This is a genomic window from Serratia sp. CY56464, assembly GCF_052168435.1.
Lineage (GTDB): Bacteria > Pseudomonadota > Gammaproteobacteria > Enterobacterales > Enterobacteriaceae > Serratia > Serratia marcescens.
Genome location: NZ_JBJNMV010000001.1, coordinates 953,448 through 979,430 on the forward strand (window position 1 = coordinate 953,448; position 25,983 = coordinate 979,430).

Consider the following 25,983-nt stretch of genomic DNA (forward strand, 5'->3'; position numbering starts at 1 on the left):
GGTGAAAAATGAAATTCCTGGTGATAAGGAGTGGGCGCTGCTCATTTTTTTTCTCTCTCTGTTAAACCGCAAGTTTCATCAGTGCTGCCTGGCTCGCATCGGCCGCCGAAAGCTCGCCGGCCAACTGCCCGTCACGAAACACCAATATGCGATCGCTCATGCCGATAATTTCCGAAAGCTCGGAGGAAACCATGATGATCCCCTTGTTTTGCAAGGCGAACTCCGACATAAATCGGTAGATCTCTTTCTTGGCGCCGACGTCGATGCCGCGCGTCGGCTCGTCGAGCAACAACACCTCCGGATCCAGCAGCGCCCAGCGGCCCAGCACCACTTTTTGCTGGTTGCCGCCGCTCAGGTTGCCCACGGGCTGTTCGCCATCGTGGGTTTTAACGTTGAAGCGCTGGATCATGTCGCGGGTTCGCGCTTGCTCCCGTTTTTCGCTGACGAACCCCATTCGGCTGATGCCGGCAAAAGAGGCGATATTGATGTTTTCACTGACGGAACGGCACAGCACCAGGCCGGTTTCCTTGCGATCTTCCGTCACGTAGGCAATGCCGCTGTCGATGGCCTCTCGCGGGGAATGGCGGTTAAGCGTCTTGTCGCCCAAGCGGATCGTGCCGCTGTCGGCATGCTGAATGCCGAAGATAAGATCGAGAAACTCGCTGCGGCCCGATCCCACCAGGCCGTAGATGCCCAGGATCTCACCGTGCTTCAGTTGCAGGCTGATATCCTTTATCTTGCTGCGCCAACACAGGCCGTTGACCTCCAGCAAGACCTCTTCGCCGGGCTGGTTGAATTTGGCGAACTCGCTGTCGTACTCGCCGCCGATAATGTGTTCGATCAGCTGCTCACGGGTAATGTCAGCGATATAGCCTTCATGGATATAGGCGCCGTCGCGGAAAATGGTGTAGCTGTCCGCGATTTGGAATATCTCTGACAAACGGTGAGAGACGTAAATAATGCCTTTACCTTTCGCCGCCAGTTGCTGAAGCGTCTGAAAGATTTTTTGCGCATCCTCCTCGCCAATCGCCGAGGTGGGTTCATCCATGATGATGATGTCGGCATTGGCATGCGACAGCGCTTTGGCGATCTCGACCAGTTGCTGCTCGGCGACGCTCAGGTTGCGCATTTTTTCTCGGGCGTCGATCTTGAAATCGAGTTCCTTGAGCAGGCTGGTTGTGCGCTGGTTGAGCGTCGCGAAGTCGACGAACCCCAGGCGTCTCGGCTCACGGCCCAGCCAAATGTTTTCGGCCACCGTCAGATCCGGGATCGCGCTCAGCTCCTGCTGCACGATGGCGATGCCGGCGTTGAGGGCTTCCCGGGGATGATGAAATTCACAGCGTTGGCCATTGATAAAAATGTCGCCGCCATCGGGTTGAATAAAGCCCATCAGAATGCTGAGAAAGGTGGATTTACCCGCGCCGTTGCCGCCGCACAGGGCATGGATGGATCCACGCCGCAGGCAAAACTCCGCATTCTTGAGCGCCACGACCGGGCCAAAAGCTTTCCTGACGCCGCTGACCTCCAGCAGGTAGGCGGGCGCTTGCGTCTGGGGATCTCGCGTCACAGTTGCACCTCCGGATAGGTCTGCTGCAAGCGTTGCAGGTACCGTTGATAAAGCGTCTCGTATTGCGCCTGTCTGCCGGCATGTGGCCGTGTGCGCGTGGTTTCATCCAGCGCAACGAAACGCCGGCACAGTTCGGCCAGCAACGCGCCGGCGTTCCGCTGCGGATCGTCGGCCAACGTCGTCGCCCACATCGCCTGAATGGCGCCGCCCAGCGCGGCGGTCTCTTTGGCTTTCAGACAGACTACCGGGCACCCCATCACGTCCGCGACGATTTGTCGCCAGGCGGCGCTGCGGGCGCCGCCGCCGGTGAGGCGGATCTCGCGCGCTTCAATGCCCTGACGGCGAAACAGCTCGATGCCATAGCGCAGGCCATAGGTGGCGCTTTCGACCACCGCCAGGCAGAGATTGGCGCGGGTAAAATTGTCGCTATCGAGGTTATGCAGACTGGCGCGCGCGTGGGGCAACGGCGGAACGCGTTCGCCATTGAAGAACGGCAGCATCTCGACACCGCCTGCGCCGGGCGAGGCCTGCGCCAATAAACCGTTAAAGCCGGCAAGGTCTTCGTCCAGCAGCGTTTGTACTGCAGTGGTGGCCGAGGTGACATTCATTGTGCAAATCAATGGCAGCCACCCATTGGTGCTGGAGCAGAAGCCGGCAATCATGTCCGATTCCGCCGTGACGGGGGCGGCAGACCAGGCGAATAGCGTGCCGGAGGTGCCCAGGCTCAGGGTGAGGGTGCCGGCCTCGATGTTGCCGGAACCGATGGCCGCCATCATGTTGTCGCCGCCGCCGGTCGATACCCGCACCGTTGGGCCGAGGCCGAGTTTTTCCGCGGCGGCGGAGCGCACCGTGCCGATGCAGCATTCCGCGCTTTTGAGCGGCGGCAGGGCCTGCCACAGGCGGCCGCTGTCGTCGATGAGATCGACCGCGGATTTGCTCCAACGACGGGTGCGCACATCGAACAATCCGGTGCCGGAAGCGTCGCCATATTCCGCTACGCGCTCCCCGGTCAGCCAGAAATTCAAGTAGTCATGGGGCAACAACACGGTGTGCAGTTTTGCCCAGAGCGCCGGATGGTGTGTCTTGAACCAAAGGATTTTTGACGCGGTATAACCGGTGGCGATCCGCAGGCCGAGCGTTTCCAGCGAGCCGTTGGCCCCGCCGAGCTGCTGCAGGAGCCGTTCGTTTTCCTCTGCGGTTTCGGTATCGCACCACAGCTTGACGCTGTGCAGCACGTTGCCGTCTGCGTCCAGCGGCACAAACCCATGTTGTTGGCCAGAGACCCCCAGAGCATGAATCTCCCGTGCATCAACGCCGGCGTTAGTCACGGCTTGGCGAAAAGCGATGACCAGCGCCTCAATCCACCAGTCGGCCTCCTGTTCGCGCCGGCCATTGGCTTGGCTGATGAGACGGTGAGGGGCGTTGCCCTCACCGAGGATCACGCCCTGTGTGCTGTCGACAATCACGACTTTCGTGCCTTGCGTACCGCAGTCTATGCCAGCATAGAGCGCCATAGGATCACTCCATTTCCAGCATGATTTTGATGTCCGAGGCATGTCCCGCCGCCGCGCGCTCGAAGGCGGCCACGCTGTCGGAGAACTTGTAGGTTTGGCTTATCAACGGCTGGACGCGCAATTTGCCGCTGCTCAACAGCCGCAGCGTGCGCGGGTACATGTTGGCGTAGCGGAAAATGGTCTTGAAGGTGATTTCCTTGGCCTGCGCGGCGACGATATCCATCGGCGCGGCATCGATCGGCATGCCGACCAGCACGGCGGTCGCTCCTGGCGCCGCATGTTCGGCCAGCGTAGCGATAGCCGGTTTGGCGCCGCTGCATTCAAACACGACATCGGCGCCATTGCCGCTGGTGAGCGCGGCCACTTTCCCCGCAAGGTCGCCGGTTTTGATATTGACGGCGTGCAGCCCCTCATAACTGGCCGCCACGGCGAGTTTTTCGTCAAACAGGTCGCAAATAATGACGTCCGAGCAGCCGCCCGCCAGCGCCGCGAGAGCGGTGACCACGCCGATCGGCCCGGCGCCGATCACCAGCGCGATATCGCCGGGTTTGATCCCGGCTTTGGTGGCCGCTTGCATGCCGATGGCTAAGGGTTCCACCATGGCGCCCTCAGCGAAACTGACGTTGTCCGGCAATTTGAACGTGAAGGCGGCGGGGTGGATGACGGTTTCGCGCAGGCAGCCGTGCACCGGCGGCGTCGCCCAGAAGCGCACGGCCGGATCAAGGTTGTAAATGCCGGCGCGCGTCTGGGCCGAGTTGAGATCCGGAATACCGGGCTCCATGCAAACGCGATCGCCGATGCTGAGATGAGTGACGTTTTTACCTGTCGCGAGCACTACGCCGGAGGCCTCATGGCCGAGTACCATCGGGGCGTTAACCACGAACGGGCCAATGCGGCCATGTTGGTAATAGTGCACATCACTGCCGCAGATGCCCACGGAATGAATTTTTATCTGCACATCATCGGGCCCCAGCGTTTCGGCAAGCTGGACGTCCTCAATAGCGATTTCCCCCGCTTTGGCCAACACTAATGCTTTCATATTGCCTCCTGGTGAATCATTTTTATGGTAACGATATCATTTCAATGCGGCGATAGTGGGCTAAAGCGAGGGGTTAAACTGTGATCGATGTTGGAATTACTCGACGGGAGTTAATTTTGCTGGTGGGTTGTTATTCAATATGGGGATGAAGATCACAAAATCGGCGATGCAATGACGGTTTTAATATCAGCATGCTGATATCGATACCGTTACTTTGCAGGGGAAATGATGAGCAAACAACAACGTGCCATAGCCGCTACGCTGGAATACTTGCGCGAGGCGGACATTGTTCTGACCGAAGAAGAGCAGCAACGTATTGAAATTGCGACGTTTGGCTTGGCTGACTATCCCGTCTCAGGGCTGCAACTGCTGACCTATGTCAACTCACCTCGGTATTGTGCGAAAGAGTTGGTGCTGTTTCCTGAGCAGACTTGCCCAGAGCATTTGCATCCTCCTTTCGCCGGCACGCCCGGCAAGCAAGAGACGTTTCGCTGCCGTTGGGGCGAGGTGTTTCTGTTTGTCGACGATGAAAACCTGACGCTTAATGATGCCGGCGGTGAACCGGTATGCCGGGTGCCGGAGGGCGCGGAGCCTTGGTATACCTGCAATCGCTATATCCTCTTGCGGCCTGGCGAACAATACACCATCGCGCCCAATACCCGGCACTGGTTTCAGGCGGGGAAGCGGGGCGCGGTGGTATCCGAGTTTTCTTCCGAGAGCCGTGACGAGCTGGATATCTTTACCGATCCCCGGATTAACCGCCTGGCAGGCGTAAACCATTAGCGCGACGATGAAAGTTCTGTCATGATGTTGTTAATGGTATAAAATGATAACCTTAAGCTAAGGAGCTGCATTTGGCGGTGGGGCGAGGACGGAAAGCGACGCTGGCTAGCGTGGCCGCACAGGCAAACGTCAGTAAAATCACCGCGTCGCGGGCATTTTCACAGCCGGACAAGGTTCATCCGGAAACGCTGCGCCGCATTCGGGAGACCGCTGCCGAACTCGGTTATGTGGTCAATGCTGCGGCGCGCAATCTGCGGGCGAAAAGCAGCAGAACCATCGGCATCGTCAACCCTGATATGGCCAACCCGTTCTTTGGCGGCCTGACGCGGTTGATGACGCTTGAAGCGCAAAAAATGGGATATGACACTCTGGTGTTCGATTCCTATGAGTCACAGGAAAGCGAAGACAGAATCATCGACAAACTGATTGGCTACAACGTCGATGCGATCATTCTCTCGGTCATTTCCAACGATCATCTGTACCAGCCTTCCTATCTAAAGCGGTTGGAAACATTGAATATCCCGGTGGTATTGATCGACCGTGAGCTGGACAATCGCCACTGCAGCGGAGTGTATATCGATAACCTGGACTGCGGCCTTCAGGCGGGGCGCTGGCTTCTGGAACAGAAAGCGCAGCGGGTGGTGGTGGTGTCCGGGCCGGAGAACTCCAACGTTGCACGGGACAGGGTTACAGGGCTGCAGGCGGCGCTGCAAGGGAAAGTGGCGTCGTTTGAAGTGCTGTATGCCGATTTCTTTATGGATATCGCCTGGCAAGAGACGAGCCGTTGGCTGGCCAATAACCGCGCCCCGGACTTTTTCGTTGGCTGCAATAACCAGATCTCCCTGGGCATTATCAAAGCCTGCATCGAACATCGGCTGCCGTTGATGCAGGACGTGTCGTTGTTCAGCATCGATGAGGTTTCACATGCTGAGATCTACGGTTTTCATTTCCCGTGCGTGTCACACGACTTGCAAGAGATCGCCTGGCAAGCGTTGAATCTGGCGATCCGTCGTATTGCCGACCCCGAGATCAAGCCGGGCAAGGTGGTGGTACGGGGGAAACTCGTCGCGTAACGGCGCCACCATTCGCTTATCCGTCATTTTTCAGCGTGTTGCGCTGTTTTGGGCTCATCACGCCCGGCGGGACGGATGAGCAGCCACAAACCGCTTCCTGCCGCCGCCGCGCCTAGCAACATGGGCCAGGAAAGAGGTTCATTGAACATTAACCCTGCCCAGCAGAAGGTGACGAAGGGGCTGAGAAACAGCAGGCTCGTCACGCGCAGCGCAGAAGTGCGCCTTAGACAAAACCAGTACAGACCGTAGCCGGCCAGGGTCGCCAGTAGCGCGGTCCAAAGCACGCCGATCACAAACCCCGTCGTTACCGTTGGCAGCAGCGGGCCTTCCGCGCCGGCCATGGCGGCGAAAGCCAGCGCGGAAACCGCGCTTTGTATCCCCAGCGCGGCTGGCAAACTCATTGCTTGCGTTCGCGGCAGCCGTTCCTGCCACAGCGTTGCCAGCGCCAGCGACAGCATCCCCGCCAGCGGCAACAGGTAGCTCCACAATGGGGCGTCTCCCCATGAGATGGCGCTGCCGGTCGCCAGCGCTACCCCGCTAACTCCCAAGGCTAACCCGGACCAAACGCGGCCATCGGGCAAGCGGCGTTGTAACAGCATGCTCAGCAGCGCGGTGCCGAGCGGGAGCAAATCGGCGATGAGCGCGGCCAACCCGGCCGGCACGCCATATTCGATGCCTTTGCTGACGCCGGTCAGGTAACCGGTCATGGCGAGCAACCCAATCCCGGCGTGAACAGCTATCGTCAGCGGAGATGCGCGCCTGATGGCGCGCAGACTAAGCGGCAGCAACACGAACGCGACCACCACGCAGCGCCAGAACGCCACCAGCAACACCGGCGCGTAATCGGCGGCGAAGCGGATGCCGACGAAGCCGGAGCTCCAGGCCACGATCAGCAGGATCTCGGCCGCAGCCAGCCAGAGGGCGGCTCTGCCGCGATGTTTGCCGCAGCGGGAAGAGGGGCGAAATGGTGCCAGGGACATGATGGTCACCTCCTTTCCGCCCGATGGTAGTGAGTGGCTATAATTTAATAAATCGAATAATTTTCGCCCAGTTGTTTAATGAGGTTAAATCATGCGGCCGACATTGGATATCGATCTCTTACGCACTTTTCACGCTATTGCGCGTTTGGGGCAATTTCGCGCGGCGGCGGCATTTGTCAATCGCAGCCCCGCCGCCGTGAGCGTGCATATCCGGCGTCTGGAACAGGTGGCGGGCGGCCGCCTGCTGGAGCGTGACAATCAGTCCGTGGCGTTGACGCCGTTGGGAAACAAGCTGCTGGCCTCGACGCTCGGGCTGCTGAGCGCCCATGACGATATTCTGCGGGAACTGCAGGGCGCGCCGCTAAGTGGCCATATCAAATTGGGCTTGCCTGATGAGTACGCTTCTCATGTGATACGCCATATTTTGCCGCGGTTTACCGACAGTTTCCCCGCGGTGGAGCTGGAGGTCTCTACCGCTGCCAGTCAGGCGCTGGCGGAACAAGTTGGCCGTAATCGGCTGCATCTCGCGCTGGTGGTTCAACCTTCGGGGAAACAGTGCCAGACACCGCTCGCGGTGACTGCGCCAGTGTGGGCCGGAGGCCGTTCGCTGGCGCTGCAGGCTAACCGGCCACTGCCGCTGGCGTTGCATGCCGCCGATTGCCCTTATCGTGAGGCTATGATCGATGCATTGACCAGGGCGGGAAGGCACTGGCGGGTGGTTGTGAGCAGCCCTTCGGCCAGCGTGGTGGCGGCTGCCATCGAGGCGGGATTGGCCGTCACGCTGCTTGACCGCGCACGGGTTTCGGCGGCGATGCGGATACTCGACGAATTGCCGTCGGTCGCACCACATGAAGTGCAACTGCTCCGTTCTGCCACGGCCGCCAGCCAACCGGCGGTGGCGATGCTGGAAAGCGTCATCGGTGAGTATTTACGGGGGGGAACATGAATATCGGCCGCGTGGGGAAGACGAATCGAGCACGACGGTGACGCAGAGATGTGGCTAGCGCCGGGAACGCTGTATCGCGGGGCGTTCCCGGTATTCGGAGGGCTGGAGATCAGAACACCTGTTTGAACGGTTTCACCGTCACGTCGGCATAGACGCCGGCGGCGACGTACGGATCCTGCTGCGCCCAGGCCTGGGCTTCCGCCAGCGAGGCGAATTCGGCGATCACCGTCGAACCGGTAAAGCCGGCGGCGCCGGGATCGTTGCTGTCGATGGCCGGGTTAGGGCCGGCGACCACCAGGCGGCCGGCGTCGCGCAGCGCCTGCAGGCGCGCCAGGTGCGCCGGGCGCACCGCCAGACGGTTTTCCAGCGAGTTGGGGACGTCTTGCGCGTAGATCAGATAAAGCATGTTTCACCTTTAAAATCATGGCTATAAAACGGTGCTACCAAGGTAGCGCAAAAGGCGCGGCAGGGGAACGGCATCGGGCGAATTTCCCGGCGGATTGGCGCTTATGCCTTGAAGCCGCTACTTTTTATTCGTATAGTGCGGCGCGCTTAAACTGATATGCCATTGAGGTGAGGACATGACGGAACTGGTAAGGGAAAAACTCGATTTGCCGGCGGGCAAAAAAAAACTGCTGCTGCATTCATGCTGCGCGCCCTGTTCCGGCGAGGTGATGGAAGCGATTCAGGCCTCCGGGATCGAGTACGCCATTTTCTTCTATAACCCCAACATTCACCCGCAAAAAGAGTATCTGCTGCGTAAAGAAGAGAACATCCGTTTCGCCGAGCAGCACGGGGTGCCGATTATCGATGCCGATTACGACACCGACAACTGGTTCGCCCGCGCCAAGGGGATGGAGAATGAGCCGGAGCGCGGCATTCGTTGCACCATGTGTTTTGACATGCGTTTCGAGCGCACGGCGCTGTATGCGCATGAACATGGTTACGACACTATCTCCAGCTCGCTGGGCATCTCGCGTTGGAAGAACATGCAGCAGATCACCGACTGCGGCATCCGCGCGGCGGAAAAGTATCCCGATCTGGTGTACTGGGATTACAACTGGCGCAAGAAGGGCGGTTCGTCGCGCATGATAGAGATCAGCAAGCGCGAACGCTTCTATCAGCAGGAATACTGCGGCTGCGTCTATTCGCTGCGTGACACCAACCTGCACCGTAAGGCGCAAGGGCGGCCGCTGATCAAGCTGGGCGTGCTTTACTATGGCGATGAAGAATAACGCTGACTCACCGCAATTAACCCGCTCCGGCGGGTTTTTTACTTTTTGACGCCTGGCCAAACGTTAATGAAGCGTGTCGCCCAGGCGGTAAAAAAGCAACGGCCAGGTTAATATCCTTATGAGTTTGCTGGTTTTAGCCGCGCATACTGACGATTAAAGCGATAGTTTGCCTTTCGTTATTGAATATGATTGCTATTTGCATTTAAACTTGGCGAACCAGAGGAAACAGAATCATTATGCCGCTAAAAAAGATGTTCCTTAATCGCCGTATATCCGTGCCTTTCGTCTTATCCGTAGGCTTGCACAGCGCCCTGGTGGCGGGATTGCTTTACGCTTCGGTAAAAGAAGTGGTGGAGCTGCCGAAGCCAGAGGACGCGCCGATCAGCGTCATGATGGTCAACACCGCCGCGATGGCCGAACCGCCACCGCCGGCGCCGGCCGAGCCGGAGCCGCCGCAGGTCGAACCTGAGCCGGAGCCAGAACCGGAACCTATCGTGGAGCCGCCGCCAAAGGCGATCGTGAAGCCGGAGCCGGTCAAGCCGAAACCAAAACCTAAGCCGAAGCCGAAAGTCGAAAAACAGGTCAAACCGGAGCCGAAAAAAGTCGAGCCGCGCGAACCGTCGCCGTTCAACAACGATTCGCCGGCCAAGCCGATCGACAAAGCGCCGGTGAAACAGGCGCCTGCCGCGCCGGTGCAGGGCAACTCGCGTGAGGTCGGGCCGAGGCCGATCAGCCGCGCCAATCCGCTCTATCCACCGCGGGCTCAGGCTTTGCAGATCGAAGGCAACGTGCGGGTACAGTTCGATATCGACAGCGACGGGCGCGTCAGCAACGTGCGTATCTTGTCGGCCGAACCGCGCAATATGTTCGAGCGTGAAGTGAAGCAGGCGATGCGTAAATGGCGCTATGAAGCCAAAGAAGCGAAAGATCGCACCGTCACTATCCGCTTCAAGCTGAACGGCACCACCGAATTGAACTGAGTTCGGTCACACCAAAAAGAAAGGGTCGCCTCGGCGACCCTTTTTGCATTTGCGGCGCAGCCGCAGGCTTACTCTTCGAAGCCGACGCGGAAGTTCATTTTGCCCTCGGGCAGCGCGCGCGAATTGCCTTCCGCATCGACCGCCACATAGGTGAACACCGCTTCGGTCGCCCGGTAACGCTGGCCGATCGGGGCGGAAGAAACTTTCTTTACCCACACTTCGATATTGATAGTGATCGAGCTGCGCCCGGTGCGGATACAGTGCGCATAGCAGCAAACCACGTCGCCTACCGCCACCGGTTTCAGGAAGGTCATGCCGTCTACGCGCACCGTCACCACGCGCCCTTCGGCGATCTCTTTGGCCTGGATGGCGCCGCCGATATCCATTTGCGACATCAGCCAACCGCCGAAGATATCACCGTTGGCATTGGTATCGGCCGGCATCGCCAGCGTGCGCAGCACCAGCTCGCCGCTGGGTAAAGGTCGTTGTTGTGTCATAGCAGTCTGCTTTTAAAAGGAGGGAATAACATCATACTGCCCGCGGCAAGCGCCGCAGGCATTAACAATTTTGTAACTATTTTTTCTGTTCTTCCGGCATGTGCCGGTAAATATAGATACCGCTGAGGAGGGTGAAGACCAGCGTCAGTACCGTCAGGCCAAAGACTTTGAAATTGACCCAGACGCTTTGCGGCAGCCAGAAGGCGACATAGATGTTCGCCAGGCCGCAGGCCAGGAAGAAGATCGCCCAGGCCAGGTTAAGGTTGCTCCACACTTTGTCCGGCAGCGTCAGCTCTTTGCCCAGCATGCGCTGAACCAGCGGTTTTTTGAGCACCCATTGGCTGATCAGCAGCGCCAGCGCGAACAGCGCGTAAATCACCGTGACCTTCCATTTGATGAACAAATCGTTGTGGAACACCAGCGTCAGGGTGCCGAACACCAGCACCATCAGGAAGGTGATCAGCGTCATCTTCTCGACCTTGCGGTATTTCACCCAGGTGAACACCAGCGCCAGCGCGGTGGCGACAATTAACGCGCCGGAAGCGACGTAAATGTCGTACAGCTTGTAAAAAGCGAAAAAGACAATTAGCGGGAGGAAATCAAGAAACTGCTTCATAAATCAATCCATCATCTGTTCATCGGCCGACTATACCGGATTCGGCGAGCTCTGTGTACCGCCGGGCGTTGCCGATTATCGGCGTTTGGCCGGCGGATTTCTGCCGCGAAAGCAGGAATTTGCATAAACTTACGCAAGAAAGCGCCGGCAGATTGCCAGCGCGGGCCGCAGGCCGCATAGTAAGCGTCATAATAACCAGATAATTTACCGCGGAAAACAACATGCAGTGGAAATCTCTCCAGGCCCTGACGCCTGGTTTGACGCATTTATTGGGCTATCAACGCAGCTGGCTCAAGCCGGATATTCGCGCCGGCCTTTCCGTCGCCGCCGTCGCCCTCCCGGTGGCTATCGCCTACGCCGAACTGGCCGGGGTCAGCCCGGTAGTGGGGCTCTACTCCTGTATCTTGCCGATGATGGCCTACGCGCTGTTCGGCTCGTCGCGCCAGCTGATCGTCGGGCCCGACGCCGCCACCTGCGCGGTGATCGCCGCAGTGGTGACGCCGCTGGCAGCGGGCAATATGGAACGCCATTGGCAACTGACCATTATGATGACCGCCATGATGGGCGGCTGGTGCCTGCTGGCCAGCCGGTTCAAGCTGGGGGCGCTGGCGGATTTGCTGTCGCGGCCGATCCTCAGCGGGCTGCTGAACGGGGTGGCGATCACCATTATTGTCGATCAGATCGGCAAGGTGTTGGGGTTCACGGTGCGCCCGGCACAGCTGATCGAGCGCATCTATGCGCTGCCCGGTAACTTGCTGCACAGCGACTGGCTGACGATGGCGGTGTCGTTGCTGACGCTGGTGACGCTGCTTGGATTTAAAAAATGGCGGCCTAACTGGCCGGCGCCGCTGTTCGCTATCGTGCTGGCGGCGTTCGTGACCTGGGCGGGCGGCCTGCAGCAGCATGGCGTGGTGACGGTGGGCGGTTTCAGCGGCGTGCTGCCGATCGTCCAGTGGCCGGACTTCCAGCCCGGTTTGCTGCGCGACATGGTGATCCCGGCGCTTAACCTGGCGGTGGTGAGCTTTGTCAGCATGATGCTCACCGCCCGCAGCTTCGCCGCCAAAAACGGTTATGAGGTAAACGCTGACGCCGAGTTTCGCGCGCTGGGGCTGGTGAATATCGTCTCTGCGCTGTCGCAAGGTTTCGCCATCAGCGGCGCGGATTCGCGCACCGCGGTGAATGATGCCAACGGCGGCAAGAGCCAACTGGTGTCGATCATCGCCGCCGCGGTCATCGCCTTTGTCTTGCTGTTCCTGATGGCGCCGCTGCAGTTTATTCCGGTGGCGGGATTGGGTGTGGTGCTGATGTATGCGGCCTGGTCGCTGCTGGACATCCGTGGCATCTGGATCTTGCGCCGTCGCAACGCGCAGGCGTTCCGCCTGGCGCTGTTTACCTTCCTCAGCGTGCTGCTGGTGGGAGTGATCAGCGGCATCGGGCTGGCGGTGTTGCTGGGGCTGATGCAGTTTCTGCGCACCGTCTTCCGGCCGACGGAACAGCTGCTGGGCGTCAACGATGAAGGCATGATCCATTCCATGGGCAATAACAATGGGGTGAAGGCGGTACCTGGCGTCATGATGTATCGCTTCAATTCGCCGCTGACCTATTTCAACGTGGCGTATTTCAAACGCCGTATCCTCAATTTGGTCGACGGCACACCGTTCCAGCCACGTTGGGTGGTGGTGGATGCGGTGGCCAGTTTCACCCATGCCGATATCAGCGTGCTGGCGGCCATCGACGAACTGAAACGCGACCTGTTACAGCGTAACGTAAAGCTGGTGCTGGCGGGGCGCCGCACCGAGCTGACGCGTTGGTTCCGCATCAACCGCTTAGGGCGCGATAAAGAGTTGATTTTGGTGCCGGATCTGTATCTGGCGCTGAAGCTGATTCAGAGTAAGGAGCAGGCGGAAGCCGCCGTGGTGGGGTAAACAAAAAAAGGGGCACGCCGAAGCGCGCCCCTTGGTTTTTGCTGATGCCGGCGTTAGCCGCGCAGCAGCATATACAGCCGGAACAGGTAGATCAGCAGCAGAGCGGAGACCAGATTGCTCAACGCGGTCAGCACCACGCTGGCGACGTTCGGCGTCAGCACCGACAGATGGCTCACCAGGAACAGCACCAGCAGCTTGGCCGCCAGCCACAGCATCATCGCCGGCACCAGCACGCGCGCATTGGCGAAGGCCAATTTGCTGCTCAGCTTGAGCGAAGCGAACACGCCTTTTTTATCGACGGAGGCGATCACCGGCGCCAGCGCGAAGGCGATCGCCATCAGCACGCCCGGCACCACAAACAGCGTCAGGCCGAGCTGGATCAGCAGGGTGCAGATAAACAGCAGCAGCAGCAGGCGCGGCAAGTCGGGCGCCGAGGCGCCGAGCGCGCGCAGGGCGCTGGTGCGTTGCCCTTGCGACACCAGACGGATCAGCGTCAGCATCCCGCCGACCAGCAGCACGTTGCCGACCAGCGCAGAGAAGGTGGCGGCCGCCGACACTTTCAGCAACACCATCTGCTGTTCCGGCGTCATCTGCTGGATCACTTCCTGAATGCCCATGCCGGTAGACGAAGCAAAATCGCTGGTGGTGGCAGCGAGCGTCGCCAACTGTTCGGCATCAGGGCTGAAGGCCTGATTCAGCAGCACGGAGATAAACGCCGTCAACAAAGCCAGCATCAGGATGCTGGCCAGTTGGTTGCGTAAAAAGTTAAAACTGTCACGGTACAAAGCGTTGGCCGTGATAGGCATGCAGACTCCTTGGCGTCGGGAAAACAGAGATAAATCAGTGGGTGATTGTACCCTGTTCCACGCCGCTGTGGCACCCCGCGAATTGCACTACGCCTATTTCTTCAACGATCGTCGCGTCAGACAGCGATAGCGGCAAGGGCACCGGCAAGGGCGGCAGGCCGTAGCGTTCCCGGGCGCGATCGCAGGCTTCGTTGCGCAGGCCGTTTTCACCGGACTGATCGAACTCCCTGCACGGGCTGGGCCGATTAAGGTAGATCGAGCAGGAAACGGCTTTACCTATTTCACCGTCCAGCGCGGTACAGCGGGGGGACTTGCTGTTGGTCCCCTGCATGCAGCGCAGGAATGGGGTCAAAGGCTCTGTTAAGGAAAGGGGAACGGTGCCGCCGCCGTCTTCGGCTTCGGCCCAATAGAATGACACTCGAAAATAACCGCAGCATGCGCCGCAGCTGACACAGGGATTAAGGATTTCGCTCATCTTGATTGCCCACCGACTCCTCACGGCACCAACCAAAACCAACACGGAAAATGAAATTACCTCAGCCGCATTTTTCTCCGCAACAGAAATTTGAACATGTAGATAATTTGCAACAAAATCGTTTTTTTGATGCAGATCAATCCTTGATTTATTAGACGGTTAGGTAACCTTGTTTTTGGTGGGATTTTAAATTTTTACACATAAGATGTGATCTCGATGGGATCACAAATACCCGAAAGTAGGTATATTCCCCCTCGAGCGATTAACCACACAAATGGAATGGATAATGAAAAAGACAACTCTGATGGTATTGGCGACGATGATGGCGCCTATGTTGGCAAGTGCGCATCAGGCCGGTGATTTCCTGTTCCGCGCGGGCACCGCGACGGTGCGTCCAAATGCAGGTTCGGACAACGTACTGGGGTTGGGTTCGCTGGATGCGAAAAACAACACTCAGCTCGGTCTGACCTTCGGTTACATGGTGACGGACAACATCGGCGTTGAGTTGTTGGCCGCAACGCCATTCCGCCACAAGGTGACGCTGGGCGGCACTGATTTGGCGACCGTTCACCAACTGCCGCCTACGCTGATGGCGCAATACTATTTCGGCGACAAGCAGGACAAACTGCGTCCTTACCTGGGCGTCGGCGTTAACTACACCACCTTCTTCGACGAGAAGTTCAACGACTACGGCAAAAGCGCCGGGTTGAGCGACCTCGATCTGAAAGATTCCTGGGGCGTGGCGGCGCAGGCCGGCCTGGATTACAACCTGGATGAGCACTGGATGCTGAACATGTCGGTGTGGTGGATGAACATCGAAACCAAAACTCGCTTCAACGATGCGAACGGTGGGCACCACAGCTTCGATACGCGTCTGGATCCGTGGGTGTTCATGTTCGGGGCGGGTTACCGCTTCTGATGAAGGCCGCAATCAGGGAGGCGTTGCGCCTCCCTGTGTCGGTATTATTTAACCTGCATCACGTTTTCAACCGATTTCACGCCGGCCACGCCGCGTGTGACCTGCACTGCACGGTTGGCGTCATCGCTGGAGGTCACGAAGCCGCTCAGCTGTACGCGCCCTTTAAAGGTTTCTACGCTGATCTCGCGTGACTTGATGTTTTTATCCGCCAGCAACGCCGATTTCACTTTGGTGGTGACCACGGTGTCATCGATATAACCGCCTGTTCCCTCTGATTTTGCCGTCGGCGCGCAAGCGCTCACCGCGACCGCCACAACGGCTGCCATGCACAAGGCTGAAAGGGTTTTAAACAGCTTCATAAATTACTCTCCATGCAATGTTATGGTTGAAATTCGCTACGGTTTTTCGCCGCAGCGAGCGCATTCCCCAAATCAAACGAAGAAATGCATAGCGAACAACGTTCATTGTGAGACAAGACCTGGGTTTGTTCAAATTTTTGATGTAAATAAATGGAACAAACTTTGAGGGGAAACAAGCTGTTAAAGCGAGCGCCGGCAGGGCGCTCGCTAAAGAGGATCACGCCCGGGTGGCGCGCTTCATATTGCTGACGAAGGCCGCCAGCCTGGTCAGCATCTCCGCCGGGTCGGCATGGTGCTGTTCGATGATTTTGACGATTGCCGAGCCGGAGATCGCGCCGGCGGCGCCGGCCTGCAGCGCCGCCTTCACCTGCTCGGGTTCGGAGATGCCGAAGCCCTGCAGCGGCGGCGCGGCGTGATACTCGCGCAGCGTGTTCACCAGGTGATGCAACGGCAACTGCGCCCGGCTTTCGGTGCCGGTCACCCCGGCGCGCGACAGCAGGTAGGTGTAACCGCGGCCGTGCGACGCGATTTCACGCAGCAGATCGTCATCAGCGTTCGGCGGGCAGATGAAGATCGGTGCGATACCGTGGCGAGCGGCGGCGGCGCGGAACGGCGCAGACTCTTCAAACGGCACGTCGGCGACCAGCACCGAATCCACGCCCACTTCGGCGCAGCGTTGGTAAAACGCATCGATGCCTTTATGGAACACCAGATTGGCGTACATCAGCAGGCCGATGGGAATGGTCGGGTGCTTCTGGCGGATGGCCGCCAGCATCTCGAAGCACTGGGTCGGCGTGACGCCGGCGGCGAAAGCGCGCAGCGTCGCGCTCTGGATGGTTGGGCCATCCGCCAGCGGATCGGAGAAGGGGATGCCCAGCTCCAGCGCGTCCGCGCCGGCTTCGATCAGGGTATCGATAATCTGCAGCGACAGCGTCGGATTAGGATCGCCCAGCGTCACGAACGGGACGAAGGCGCCTTCCTTGTTGCTTTCCAGGCGTTTGAACAGTTGCTGATAACGTTCCATCAGATTTCTCCCCGTGCTTTCAAAATGTCGTGAACGGTAAATATGTCTTTGTCGCCGCGGCCGGACAGGTTGACCACCAGGATCTGTTCTTTCTGCGGCGTTTCACGGATCATTTTCAGCGCGTGCGCCAGGGCGTGCGAGGATTCCAGCGCCGGGATGATGCCTTCATGGCGCGACAGCGCCTTGAACGCTTCCAGCGCTTCGTCGTCGGTGATCGACACGTATTCGGCGCGGCCGATGCTGTTCAGGAAGGCGTGTTGCGGCCCGACGGACGGGAAGTCCAACCCGGCGGAGATTGAATAGGATTCTTCAATCTGGCCTTCGGCGGTCTGCATCATCGGCGCTTTCATACCGAAGTAGATGCCGACGTGGCCGTGCTTCAGCGGCGCGCCGTGCTGGCCGGTCTCGATGCCCAGACCGGCGGGTTCCACGCCGATCAGCCCGACATCGGCATCATCGATAAAGTCGGCGAACATACCGATGGCGTTGGAGCCGCCGCCGACGCAGGCGATGACCGCATCCGGCAGACGGCCTTCGCGCTCCAGCACCTGCGCTTTGGTTTCTTCGCCGATCATGCGCTGGAATTCACGCACGATAGTCGGGTACGGATGCGGGCCGGCGGCGGTGCCGAGCATGTAGTGCGCGGTTTCATAGCTGCCGGACCAGTCGCGCAACGCTTCGTTGCAGGCGTCTTTCAGGGTGGCGGAGCCGCTGTGCACCGGGATCACTTCCGCGCCCATCAGCCGCATGCGGAACACGTTCGGCGACTGGCGCTCGACGTCTTTGGCGCCCATATAGATGCGGCATTTGAGGCCGAGCAGCGCGCAGGCCAGCGCCGACGCGACGCCGTGTTGGCCGGCGCCGGTTTCCGCGATGATCTCGGTTTTGCCCATGCGCTTGGCCAGCAACGCCTGGCCCAGCACCTGGTTGGTCTTGTGTGCGCCGCCGTGCAGCAGATCTTCACGCTTCAGATAAAGCTTGGTGTTGCTGCCGGCGGTGAGGTTTTTGCACAGCGTCAGCGCCGTCGGGCGGCCCGCGTAGTTCTTCAACAGATCGATAAATTCCGCCTGAAACGCCGGATCGCGCTGGGCGCTGACAAAGGCTTCTTCCAGTTGTTTCAGGGCCGGCATCAGAATTTGCGGCACGTATTGGCCACCAAATTCGCCGAAGTAGGGGTTAAGCAGCGTCATGAGAGTTCCCGTTATTATCCGTTATTAATATAGAGCCGTATTCAGTAGGCGCGCAGGGTCTGGAAGACCGAGGCCAGGCGCGCGGGATCTTTGATGCCCGGTTCGCTTTCCACGCCGGAGTTGAAGTCCAGCCCGGCGCAGCCGAGCTTGGCCGCTTCGACGCAGTTGTCGGCGCGCAGGCCGCCCGCCAGCATCACGTTAGTCAGATCTTCGCCTTGCAATACCGACCAGTCGAAGCGTTGGCCGGTGCCGCCGGCGCCGTTGTCGAGCAGGTAGCGATCGACATGCTGCAGATCGCGCGCCGGCACCCGATCTTTCACGCTCAGCGCTTTCCAGATGCGGCAATCAGCCGGCAAGCGGGCGCGCAGGGCGTTGATATAAGCCTGGTCTTCCGCGCCGTGCAATTGCACCGCATGCAGGCCGAGGCGCTCAACGGTCAACGCCACGGTATCGACCTGGGCGTCGCAGAACACGCCGACATACTTCAGCGGCGCGCCGGAGATCACTTCGCGGGCGCGGGTGATATCCACATAGCGCGGTGAACGGCCGACGAAAATCAGCCCGCCGTAGATGGCGCCGGCCTGATACGCGGCGGCGGCGTCCTGCGGACGGGTCAGGCCGCACACTTTGTTGTCGCCCAGGATCACGCGGCGCACGGCGGCGCGCAGATCGGGTTCAGACATCAGCGCGCTACCGATCAGGAAACCGTTGGCGTAATGGCTCAGCTCGCGGATCTGCCCATAGTTGTTGATGCCTGACTCGCTGATCACCGTCACGCCATGCGGCACGCGCGGCGCCAGTTGGCGAGTGCGGTCCAGATCGATGCTCAGATCGCGCAGATCGCGATTATTGATGCCGACCACGCGCGCTTCCAGCGCGATCGCGCGCTGCAGCTCTTCTTCACTGATCACTTCGGTCAGCACGCCCATATTCAGGCTGTGAGCCACCGCCGCCAGCTGGCGATACTGGTCGTCGGTCAACACCGACAGCATCAGCAGGATGGCATCGGCCTGATAGTAGCGCGCCAGGTAAATCTGATACGGATCGATGATAAAGTCTTTGCACAACACCGGTTGGCTGACGGTTTTACTGACCAGCGGCAGGAAATCGAAGCTGCCCTGGAAGTATTTCTCGTCGGTCAGCACCGAGATCGCCGAGGCGAAATCTTTATACACCGTGGCGATCTCTACCGGATCAAAGTTTTCGCGAATCAACCCTTTGGAAGGCGAGGCCTTCTTGCATTCGAGAATGAAAGCCGTCCGGGTGCCCTGCAGCGCGTGATAAAAGCTGCGTTCGCTCGGTACGATGTCGTTCTGAAAGCCGGCCAGGGGCTGTTGCTGTTGTCGCGCCGCGATCCATTGCGCTTTGTCGCGGACAATCTTGTGTAGCACGGTTTCCTGCATCATTTATCCTCTTGCCGCCAGTGCGATGACACGCTCATAGGCCTGCCCGCTGTTGATCATATCCAGTGCCTGCCGCGCATTTTGGCGCAGGTCTTCATGTCCGAATAACTTCAGAAGCAACGCGACGTTGGCCGCGACCGCCGCGGCGTGCGCCGGCTCGCCTTTACCTTGTAACAGCCGCGCCAAAATGTCACGGTTTTCTTCCGGCGTGCCGCCCAGCAAGGCTTCCAGCGGATAGGTTTCCAATCCGAAGGACTGCGGCGTGAGCTGGTAGCTGCTGATTTCGCCGTTGTTCAATTCCGCTACGTGCGTCGGAGCGTGGATCGCCACCTCGTCCATGCCGCCGCCGTGAACCACCGCCGCACGCTGATAACCCAGCACGCGCAGGGTTTCGGCAATCGGCAGCACCAGTTCCGGGCTATAAACGCCGATCAGCGCCAGCGGCGGGCGCGCCGGGTTGATCAGCGGGCCCAGCACGTTGAACAGCGTGCGGGTCTTCAACTGCTGGCGCACCGGCATAGCGTGACGAAAACCGGTGTGGTACTGCGGCGCGAACAGGAAGCACACGCCGAGATCGTCCAGCGCCTTGCGCGCTTCTTCCGCCGGCAGATCCAGGCGGATGCCGAACGCCGCCAGCAGATCCGAAGAGCCGGAACGGCTGGAGACGCTGCGGTTGCCGTGTTTGGCGATCTTCGCGCCGCACGCCGCCGCCACGAAGGCGCTGGCGGTGGAAATATTGATGCTGTTGGTGCCGTCGCCGCCGGTGCCGACGATATCGGCGAACAGATAGTCAGGGCGCGGGAACGGCTGAGCGTCGTCCAGCAGCGCTTTGGCGGCGCCGGCGATCTCTTCCGGGCGCTCGCCGCGGACTTTCATGCTGATCAACGCCGCCGCCAGTTGGCTCGGCTCCAGCTCGCCGCGCACGATGGCGCTGAACAGCTGTTGGCTTTCCTGCTGGCTCATCGACTCGGCGCGGTACAGTTTCTCAAGAATAGGTTGCATCGTCGTGTTCCTTATATTACTTCGCCAGCGCCCAGGCCAGGGTCTGCTCAAGCAGGCGCGCGCCGTGGGTGGTCAGAATCGATTCCGGGTGGAACTGGAAGCCGCACACGCGGCGGCGGTCGTCGCGCACCGCCATCACCATTTCGCCGAAACGGGCGTTGACGGTGAGATCGGCCGGGATATTGCTGCCGACCAGCGAGTGGTAGCGCGCCACCGGCAGCGGATTGGCCATACCGGCGAACATGCCTTCGCCATCGTGAGCGATCGCCGAGGCTTTGCCGTGCAGGATCTCGCCCGCCTGGCCGACCTGGCCGCCATAGGCTTCGACGATCGCCTGGTGGCCGAGGCAGATGCCGATGATCGGCAGTTGGCCGCGCAGACGCTGCAGCAGTTCCGGCATACAGCCCGCTTCGGACGGCGTGCCGGGACCGGGCGACAGCATCAGCACCGGCTGTTCCATCTGTTGCAGACGCTCGATGATCACCTCGGCGGCGATCTGATTACGGTAAATCACCACCTGGTGGCCGCTGGCGCGCAGCTGATCGACCAGGTTGTAGGTAAAGGAATCGACGTTGTCGAGCAGCAGGATATCGGCCATCAGAACACCTCCTTGGCATGGTGCGCAGTGGCGATGGCGCGCAGCACGGCACGGGCTTTATTACGGGTTTCGTCGGCTTCCGCCTGCGGGACGGAATCCAGCACCACGCCGGCACCGGCTTGCACGGTGGCGATGCCGTCTTCAACGTAGGCGGAGCGAATGACGATGCAGGTATCCAGATCGCCGGTGGCGGTGAAGTAGCCCACCGCGCCGCCGTAGCTGCCGCGGCGCGTGCCTTCGGAGGCGGCGATCAGCTGCATCGCCCGCACTTTCGGCGCGCCGCTGAGGGTGCCCATGTTCATGCAGGCCTGGTAGGCGTGCAGCACGTCGAGATCGGCGCGCAGGGTGCCCACCACCCGGGAAACCAGGTGCATGACGAATGAATAGCGGTCCACCTTGGTCAGGTCGGCCACGTAGCGGCTGCCGGCCTGGCAGATGCGCGCCAGATCGTTGCGCGCCAGATCGACCAGCATCAGGTGCTCGGCCAGCTCTTTATGGTCGGTGCGCATTTCCAGCTCGATGCGGCTGTCGAGATCCAGATCCAGCGAACCATCGGCGCGGCGGCCGCGTGGGCGAGTGCCGGCGATCGGGTAGATTTCGATTTGGCGATTGCCCGCGTCGTATTTCAGCGCGCTCTCCGGCGAAGCGCCGAACAGGGTGAAGTCATCATCCTGCATGAAGAACATGTACGGGCTGGGGTTGTTGTCTTTTAAGGTTTGGTAGGCCGCCAGCGGCGCCGGGCATGGCAGGGAAAAGCGGCGCGACGGCACCACCTGGAAAATCTCGCCCTGGCGGATCGCTTCCTGCAGCTCGCTGACCACCGCGCCGTACTCTTCGTCGCTCTGGTTACAGCTCAGCTGCATGTTTTCCAGCGTTTGGTGCGGGATCGGCTGCGGGGGTTGTTGCAACTCAGCCTGCAGCTGTTCCAGACGCTGCTGCAAACGCTGCGCTTCACTCGCCTGCTCACTGAAGACGCTGGCCTGCAGACGGGCCGATCCGCGTTGATGATCAAGCACCAGCAGGGTTTCCGCCAGATAGAAGCAGAAGTCCGGGCAGCGTTGATCCTGGCGCAGTGCCGGCAGGTCCTCGAACCCGGCGACCAAATCGTAGGCGAACAGGCCGCCCAGCATCACGGCTTCGCGCTCGTCCGCCGGGGAGTCCACCAGGGTCAGCAGCGTGCGCAGCGCGTCGAACACCGACAGTGAACGCAGGCGGGCGTCTTCGTCCTGCACCGCGTCGATCGCCGGGAAGGTCAGTTCGCGGCCGTTGGGGCGCGCCTGATTGCGCACCTCGGGCGGCAGCGCTTCGTCCAGCAGCGGCAGCAGCGCCGCGCCGTTGGCGGTCAGCGCCTGCACGCTGACGGTGTGGCCCAGTGCGGTAATGCGCAGCGCGCTGTCGATGACCAGCAGGCTCTGCAGATTCTGTTTGCTGTTGATTTCCGCCGACTCCAGCAGCAGGGTGGCCGGACGGGCGCCGCACAGCTGGTGGAAAAGGGTGGTGGGATCGCCCCGGTAGCTGGCTTGCGCCTTCAGTAATGTCAGTTGTGGTTTGGTGTTCATCATCGGTGGTTCCAGTGAATTCTGTCCATAAAAAAGCCCGCATCAGGTGCGGGCTCAGGAAATCTGCATTGTCAGATGACAGCTATGCGCGATTACACCGCCCGCAAGAGGGAGGTACGCCACCAACCGTGAAGAGAAATGTATGTGTTCATTTGCAGACTCTCTTTGTTAACTCTCATCCGACACGGCCGTTGCCGTGAACTTGTGTACTAGTTAACTGGTTCGCGAGGGCAAAGTCAACCCTCTTTTTGCACAATGTTTTAGCGGTCAGCGTGAATTCTATTCATCGTCTGCCTGGCGCAGAATAGATTTCCGTCCGGCCGCCGATCGCGGGTATGATAGAAAACCAAGCCATTGCCGGATAGCCGTTTTGACAGACAGTAACCCCCCATCCATCGCTTTTACTCTGTACGACCTCCACAGCCACACGACCGCTTCCGACGGCTACCTGACGCCGACGCAGCTGGTGCTGCGGGCGGTAGAGATGCGCGTGGGCGTGCTGGCGATCACCGATCACGACACCACCGCAGGCTTGGCTGAGGCCGCCGCCGCTATTGCGGAGCAGGCGTTGCCGCTGCGGCTGGTCAACGGGGTGGAAATCTCGACGCTATGGGAAAATCATGAAATTCATATCGTTGGGTTGGGCGTGGACGTCGCGCACCCGGCGCTGGTGGCGCTATTGGCGGAACAAACCGAACGTCGCCATCGGCGCGCGCAGGAGATCGGCGCACGTCTGGGTAAAGCGCGCATTCCCGACGCCTATGCCGGCGCCCAGCGGTTGGCGGGGGCCGGTGCGGTGACCCGCGGCCATTTCGCCCGTTACCTGGTGGAGATTGGCGTGGCGGACAACATGGCGCAGGTGTTCAAGAAATATCTGGCCAAAGGCAAAACCGGCTACGTGCCGCCGCAGTGGTGTACAATAGAACAAGCCATTGATGCGATTCATCAATCGGGCGGCCAGGCGGTGATAGCGCACCCCGGCCGTTATGATCTGACCGCGAAGTGGTTGAAACGTTTGCTGGCGCATTTCGCCGAACACGGCGGCGACGCCATGGAAGTGGCGCAGTGTCAGCAGGCGCCGCATGAGCGCGCGCAGCTGGCGAAGTACGCGCAGGACTACCACCTGTTGGCCTCGCAAGGCTCTGATTTCCATCAACCTTGTTCGTGGATCGAACTGGGGCGCAAGCTGTGGCTGCCGGGCGGCGTCGAGCCAGTGTGGCGCGATTGGCCGCAACCGGGCCAGGCGGTCTGATTTTACGCGCGTGGCAACGCGCGCGGGCATTATTTTAGGAGCAAGTCATGAGTCAGCTTTTTTATATTCATCCGGACAACCCACAGCCGCGTTTGATTAACCAGGCGGTCGAGGTGCTGCGCAAGGGCGGAGTGATCGTTTATCCCACCGATTCCGGCTACGCGCTGGGTTGCATGCTGGAAGAGAAGGCGGCGATGGAGCGCATTTGCCGCATCCGTCAACTGGACGGCAACCACAACTTTACCCTGATGTGCCGCGATCTGTCCGAATTGTCGACCTATGCGCACGTCGATAATACGGCCTTCCGCCTGATCAAAAACAATACGCCGGGCCACTACACGTTCATTCTGAAGGCGACCAAAGAAGTGCCGCGCCGCCTGATGAATGAAAAGCGCAAAACCATCGGCCTGCGTGTGCCGTCGAACCCGATCGCATTGGCGCTGCTGGAGGCGCTGAACGAACCGATGATGTCCACCACCCTGATGCTGCCGGGCAATGATTTTGCCGAGTCGGATCCGGAAGAGATCAGCGATCATTTGGGCAAGGTGGTCGATCTGGTGATCCACGGCGGCTTCCTCGGCCAACAACCGACCACGGTTATCGATCTGACCGAATCCACGCCGGAAGTGGTGCGCGAAGGGGCGGGCGACGCGGCGCCTTTCCGCTGATGTAAAAGGTTGCCACCTTGCCCATTGTCTGAAAATCGGCTGAAGCGAGGCTATTTCGCGTGAAAGCCGCTATTCTTGACTACTTCAGAATTGATAATGGGCAGGATGCGCAGCAATGATTAAACAGGTTTCTTTTTTAGCGGCCTTATTATTTTCCTCAATGGCAAATGCGGGGTTTTATTCAGGCAGCGGTTTGCTGGCGGAATCCGGCGGTTACGTAAAAAATAAAAGCGGTGAAGCCACCGTGGCCGAAGCGCTGAATGGCGGCATGTTCATGGGATACGTCGCCGGCGTATTCGATACTTATTCCATGCAGGGCAATCGCAATATCTGCCCGGAAGCCGGGATGAGCATCGGCGTAGCCGCCGACGCGGTGATGCAGTATTTGAACGAGCATCCTGAGCAACTGCATTATTCCGCACCGTCGGTGATCATGCTGGCGTTAAGCGCCGCCTATCCCTGCGTGCGCCATTAAGTTCCCATTCCAATTAGTGCGCATTTTTTCATAAGGTGCGCCCAGGGGACTTTCCGCACGAACTTCAATAGATCAATACCTGCTGCGCTGTCACCTTATCCCCGTCGGTATTCCCCGAACGGGTCGGGGAGAGACGCGCAGGAGGTAATATGACCGCATTTCACAGTGCCAACATGATGCTCGATTATCAGGATATCGGCTCAGGGCCGCTCACGTTGGTGTTGCTGCCCGGCTGGTGCGAACCGAAAACCGTGTTTGAGCCGTTCATCGCTCTGGCGGCCGAACGCTATCGGGTGATCAGCATCGACTGGCGCGGCCATGGCCTGTCGTCAAAAGCCACGGAGATGTCGCTGACGGCGGACGACTTGCTGGAGGATGTGCGCCAACTGCTGACGGCGCTGCGTTTGGATAACGCGGTCACCCTGTCGGTGGCGCACGCCAGCTGGCTGGCGGTGGCGTTGGCCGAAGCGTTGCCGCAGCGGGTGCGGGGCATGGTGTTTCTCGACTGGATCATGACGCAGCCGGAGCCGGCGTTCTTTACGGCGGTGAGCCGCATGCAGCAGCCGCAGCAGTGGCTGGCGGCGCGCGACGCCTTGTTCGACTTCTGGCAGGGCGGCATCCGTCACGATCGGGTCAAACGCCATCTGGAGGTCGAGATGGCGCAGGAAGATTACCGGCTCTGGCGTGCCGCCGGCGTGGCCATCGAACAGGCCTATCGGCAATACGGCTCGCCGCTGCAACGCCTGGCGGGCATGAGCGCGCCGCCGCCGTGTCGGCACATCTACTCGTTGGATCGCCGCGACGACTACCTGCGGCAACAGCAGGCATTTGCCGCCGAACAGCCGTTTTTCTCCGTGGTGCGTCTAGGCGAGGCTCGCACTCACCTCGGCATTTTGGAACGGCCCGACGCGGTGCTGTGGGCGGTGGAGGATTTTTTGGCGCCGTGAACGCTGTCTGAAGGGGGCCACCGCCGATAAAGTGGGTTTCAACACCTTAGAAAGCCTGTATAATACGCGGTTCGATCCTGATAAGCGTATTATGACCGTCGTGGCGCTTGGCCGCGGCGGTATCCCCCCGACGCCTGTGAAGGCGACATTA

The 25,983-nt window shown here is 59.9% G+C and carries 25 protein-coding genes, 1 pseudogene and 1 other annotated feature; of the genes and pseudogenes, 11 read left to right on the forward strand and 15 right to left on the reverse strand.

Going from position 1 to position 25,983, the window contains the following annotated elements; genetic code table 11:
- Positions 1 to 61 precede the first annotated feature (61 nt).
- Genes ACJ8KE_RS04755 through ACJ8KE_RS04765 form a run of 3 tightly spaced genes read right to left on the reverse strand, consistent with a single transcriptional unit; the run spans position 62 to position 4,120 of the window.
- The gene (locus ACJ8KE_RS04755) at positions 62 to 1,567 is read right to left on the reverse strand and encodes a sugar ABC transporter ATP-binding protein (protein ID WP_016927502.1); all 1,506 of its coding nucleotides are present in this window, start codon (positions 1,565 to 1,567) and stop codon (positions 62 to 64) included.
- Positions 1,564 to 3,081, reverse strand: a complete 1,518-nt coding sequence (xylB, locus tag ACJ8KE_RS04760; RefSeq protein ID WP_016927503.1) for a xylulokinase — start codon at positions 3,079 to 3,081, stop codon at positions 1,564 to 1,566. The genes ACJ8KE_RS04755 and xylB overlap by 4 nt, the downstream gene beginning before the upstream one ends.
- 4 nt (positions 3,082 to 3,085) lie before the next feature.
- Positions 3,086 to 4,120 carry an NAD(P)-dependent alcohol dehydrogenase gene (locus ACJ8KE_RS04765; protein WP_004932112.1) on the reverse strand — a complete coding sequence of 345 codons (1,035 nt, stop codon included), beginning with the start codon at positions 4,118 to 4,120 and terminating at the stop codon, positions 3,086 to 3,088.
- 228 nt (positions 4,121 to 4,348) lie between these two features.
- Between ACJ8KE_RS04765 and ACJ8KE_RS04770 the strand changes: the two genes are divergently transcribed.
- On the forward strand, positions 4,349 to 4,903 hold the full coding sequence (locus tag ACJ8KE_RS04770) for a D-lyxose/D-mannose family sugar isomerase (protein ID WP_028127467.1): 555 nt from the start codon (positions 4,349 to 4,351) through the stop codon (positions 4,901 to 4,903).
- A 71-nt stretch (positions 4,904 to 4,974) separates the two neighbouring features.
- Complete coding sequence (locus ACJ8KE_RS04775) at positions 4,975 to 5,976, forward strand: LacI family DNA-binding transcriptional regulator (protein ID WP_049299419.1); 1,002 nt, start codon at positions 4,975 to 4,977, stop codon at positions 5,974 to 5,976.
- Between the two features lie 23 nt (positions 5,977 to 5,999).
- Here ACJ8KE_RS04775 and ACJ8KE_RS04780 read toward each other — a convergent pair whose 3' ends face one another.
- On the reverse strand, positions 6,000 to 6,956 hold the full coding sequence (locus ACJ8KE_RS04780) for a DMT family transporter (protein ID WP_049299417.1): 957 nt from the start codon (positions 6,954 to 6,956) through the stop codon (positions 6,000 to 6,002).
- Positions 6,957 to 7,047: 91 nt separating this feature from the next.
- Between ACJ8KE_RS04780 and ACJ8KE_RS04785 the strand changes: the two genes are divergently transcribed.
- Entirely contained in the window at positions 7,048 to 7,902 is an 855-nt protein-coding gene (locus tag ACJ8KE_RS04785; RefSeq protein WP_049299414.1) for a LysR substrate-binding domain-containing protein, read from the forward strand.
- Positions 7,903 to 8,011: 109 nt separating this feature from the next.
- On the opposite strand, the gene ACJ8KE_RS04790 is transcribed toward ACJ8KE_RS04785, so the two are convergent.
- On the reverse strand, positions 8,012 to 8,308 hold the full coding sequence (locus ACJ8KE_RS04790; protein ID WP_016927508.1) for a YciI family protein: 297 nt from the start codon (positions 8,306 to 8,308) through the stop codon (positions 8,012 to 8,014).
- 175 nt (positions 8,309 to 8,483) lie between these two features.
- Between ACJ8KE_RS04790 and ACJ8KE_RS04795 the strand changes: the two genes are divergently transcribed.
- Both ACJ8KE_RS04795 and tonB read left to right on the forward strand, forming a co-directional pair.
- Positions 8,484 to 9,137 (forward strand): epoxyqueuosine reductase QueH, encoded by a 654-nt coding sequence (locus tag ACJ8KE_RS04795; RefSeq protein WP_016927509.1) that lies wholly within the window; start codon positions 8,484 to 8,486, stop codon positions 9,135 to 9,137.
- 236 nt (positions 9,138 to 9,373) lie between these two features.
- Positions 9,374 to 10,117, forward strand: coding sequence for a TonB system transport protein TonB (gene tonB, locus ACJ8KE_RS04800; RefSeq protein ID WP_016927510.1), 744 nt, complete (start codon positions 9,374 to 9,376; stop codon positions 10,115 to 10,117).
- Between the two features lie 68 nt (positions 10,118 to 10,185).
- Here tonB and yciA read toward each other — a convergent pair whose 3' ends face one another.
- Both yciA and ACJ8KE_RS04810 read right to left on the reverse strand, forming a co-directional pair.
- Positions 10,186 to 10,614 carry an acyl-CoA thioester hydrolase YciA gene (yciA, locus tag ACJ8KE_RS04805; protein WP_004932085.1) on the reverse strand — a complete coding sequence of 143 codons (429 nt, stop codon included), beginning with the start codon at positions 10,612 to 10,614 and terminating at the stop codon, positions 10,186 to 10,188.
- 76 nt (positions 10,615 to 10,690) lie between these two features.
- Positions 10,691 to 11,230: a septation protein A gene (locus tag ACJ8KE_RS04810; protein WP_016927511.1), complete on the reverse strand. Its 540-nt coding sequence runs from the start codon at positions 11,228 to 11,230 to the stop codon at positions 10,691 to 10,693.
- A gap of 221 nt (positions 11,231 to 11,451) precedes the next feature.
- On the opposite strand from ACJ8KE_RS04810, the gene ACJ8KE_RS04815 reads away from it, so the two are divergent.
- Positions 11,452 to 13,155, forward strand: a complete 1,704-nt coding sequence (locus ACJ8KE_RS04815) for a SulP family inorganic anion transporter (protein ID WP_016927512.1) — start codon at positions 11,452 to 11,454, stop codon at positions 13,153 to 13,155.
- 53 nt (positions 13,156 to 13,208) lie between these two features.
- On the opposite strand, the gene ACJ8KE_RS04820 is transcribed toward ACJ8KE_RS04815, so the two are convergent.
- Positions 13,209 to 13,961 carry a YciC family protein gene (locus ACJ8KE_RS04820; RefSeq protein ID WP_016927513.1) on the reverse strand — a complete coding sequence of 251 codons (753 nt, stop codon included), beginning with the start codon at positions 13,959 to 13,961 and terminating at the stop codon, positions 13,209 to 13,211.
- A 34-nt stretch (positions 13,962 to 13,995) separates the two neighbouring features.
- Complete coding sequence (locus ACJ8KE_RS04825) at positions 13,996 to 14,436, reverse strand: YkgJ family cysteine cluster protein (protein WP_028127465.1); 441 nt, start codon at positions 14,434 to 14,436, stop codon at positions 13,996 to 13,998.
- Positions 14,437 to 14,722: 286 nt separating this feature from the next.
- Here ACJ8KE_RS04825 and ompW point away from each other — a divergent pair, with 286 nt between their 5' ends.
- Positions 14,723 to 15,355 (forward strand): outer membrane protein OmpW, encoded by a 633-nt coding sequence (gene ompW, locus ACJ8KE_RS04830; protein ID WP_016927514.1) that lies wholly within the window; start codon positions 14,723 to 14,725, stop codon positions 15,353 to 15,355.
- Between the two features lie 44 nt (positions 15,356 to 15,399).
- Here ompW and ACJ8KE_RS04835 read toward each other — a convergent pair whose 3' ends face one another.
- The 6 genes and pseudogenes from ACJ8KE_RS04835 to ACJ8KE_RS04860 all read right to left on the reverse strand — a co-directional run bounded on the left by ACJ8KE_RS04835 (position 15,400) and on the right by ACJ8KE_RS04860 (position 22,493).
- Positions 15,400 to 15,714: a BON domain-containing protein gene (locus ACJ8KE_RS04835; protein WP_016927515.1), complete on the reverse strand. Its 315-nt coding sequence runs from the start codon at positions 15,712 to 15,714 to the stop codon at positions 15,400 to 15,402.
- Between the two features lie 217 nt (positions 15,715 to 15,931).
- Entirely contained in the window at positions 15,932 to 16,738 is an 807-nt protein-coding gene (gene trpA, locus ACJ8KE_RS04840) for a tryptophan synthase subunit alpha (protein ID WP_016927516.1), read from the reverse strand.
- Positions 16,738 to 17,928 (reverse strand): tryptophan synthase subunit beta, encoded by a 1,191-nt coding sequence (trpB, locus tag ACJ8KE_RS04845; RefSeq protein ID WP_016927517.1) that lies wholly within the window; start codon positions 17,926 to 17,928, stop codon positions 16,738 to 16,740. Before trpB ends, trpA begins: the two co-directional genes overlap by 1 nt.
- Positions 17,929 to 17,969: 41 nt before the next feature.
- A complete protein-coding gene (trpCF, locus tag ACJ8KE_RS04850) occupies positions 17,970 to 19,331 on the reverse strand; it encodes a bifunctional indole-3-glycerol-phosphate synthase TrpC/phosphoribosylanthranilate isomerase TrpF (protein ID WP_172962824.1) in 1,362 nt (453 codons plus the stop codon).
- Positions 19,332 to 19,334: 3 nt separating this feature from the next.
- Positions 19,335 to 20,931: pseudogene (gene trpD, locus ACJ8KE_RS04855) on the reverse strand (bifunctional anthranilate synthase glutamate amidotransferase component TrpG/anthranilate phosphoribosyltransferase TrpD).
- Positions 20,931 to 22,493, reverse strand: coding sequence for an anthranilate synthase component 1 (locus ACJ8KE_RS04860; protein WP_016927520.1), 1,563 nt, complete (start codon positions 22,491 to 22,493; stop codon positions 20,931 to 20,933). Before ACJ8KE_RS04860 ends, trpD begins: the two are co-directional and overlap by 1 nt.
- A gap of 24 nt (positions 22,494 to 22,517) precedes the next feature.
- Positions 22,518 to 22,621 (reverse strand) — a sequence feature (Trp leader region).
- 239 nt (positions 22,622 to 22,860) lie between these two features.
- Between ACJ8KE_RS04860 and rnm the strand changes: the two genes are divergently transcribed.
- From rnm to ACJ8KE_RS04880, 4 genes are all read left to right on the forward strand, one after another.
- A complete protein-coding gene (gene rnm, locus ACJ8KE_RS04865; RefSeq protein ID WP_016927521.1) occupies positions 22,861 to 23,742 on the forward strand; it encodes an RNase RNM in 882 nt (293 codons plus the stop codon).
- Between the two features lie 47 nt (positions 23,743 to 23,789).
- Complete coding sequence (locus ACJ8KE_RS04870; protein WP_016927522.1) at positions 23,790 to 24,410, forward strand: L-threonylcarbamoyladenylate synthase; 621 nt, start codon at positions 23,790 to 23,792, stop codon at positions 24,408 to 24,410.
- 115 nt (positions 24,411 to 24,525) lie between these two features.
- Complete coding sequence (locus tag ACJ8KE_RS04875) at positions 24,526 to 24,885, forward strand: Rap1a/Tai family immunity protein (protein ID WP_016927523.1); 360 nt, start codon at positions 24,526 to 24,528, stop codon at positions 24,883 to 24,885.
- 149 nt (positions 24,886 to 25,034) lie between these two features.
- The gene (locus ACJ8KE_RS04880) at positions 25,035 to 25,832 is read left to right on the forward strand and encodes an alpha/beta fold hydrolase (protein WP_033640137.1); all 798 of its coding nucleotides are present in this window, start codon (positions 25,035 to 25,037) and stop codon (positions 25,830 to 25,832) included.
- The last annotated feature ends 151 nt before the right edge of the window (positions 25,833 to 25,983 follow it).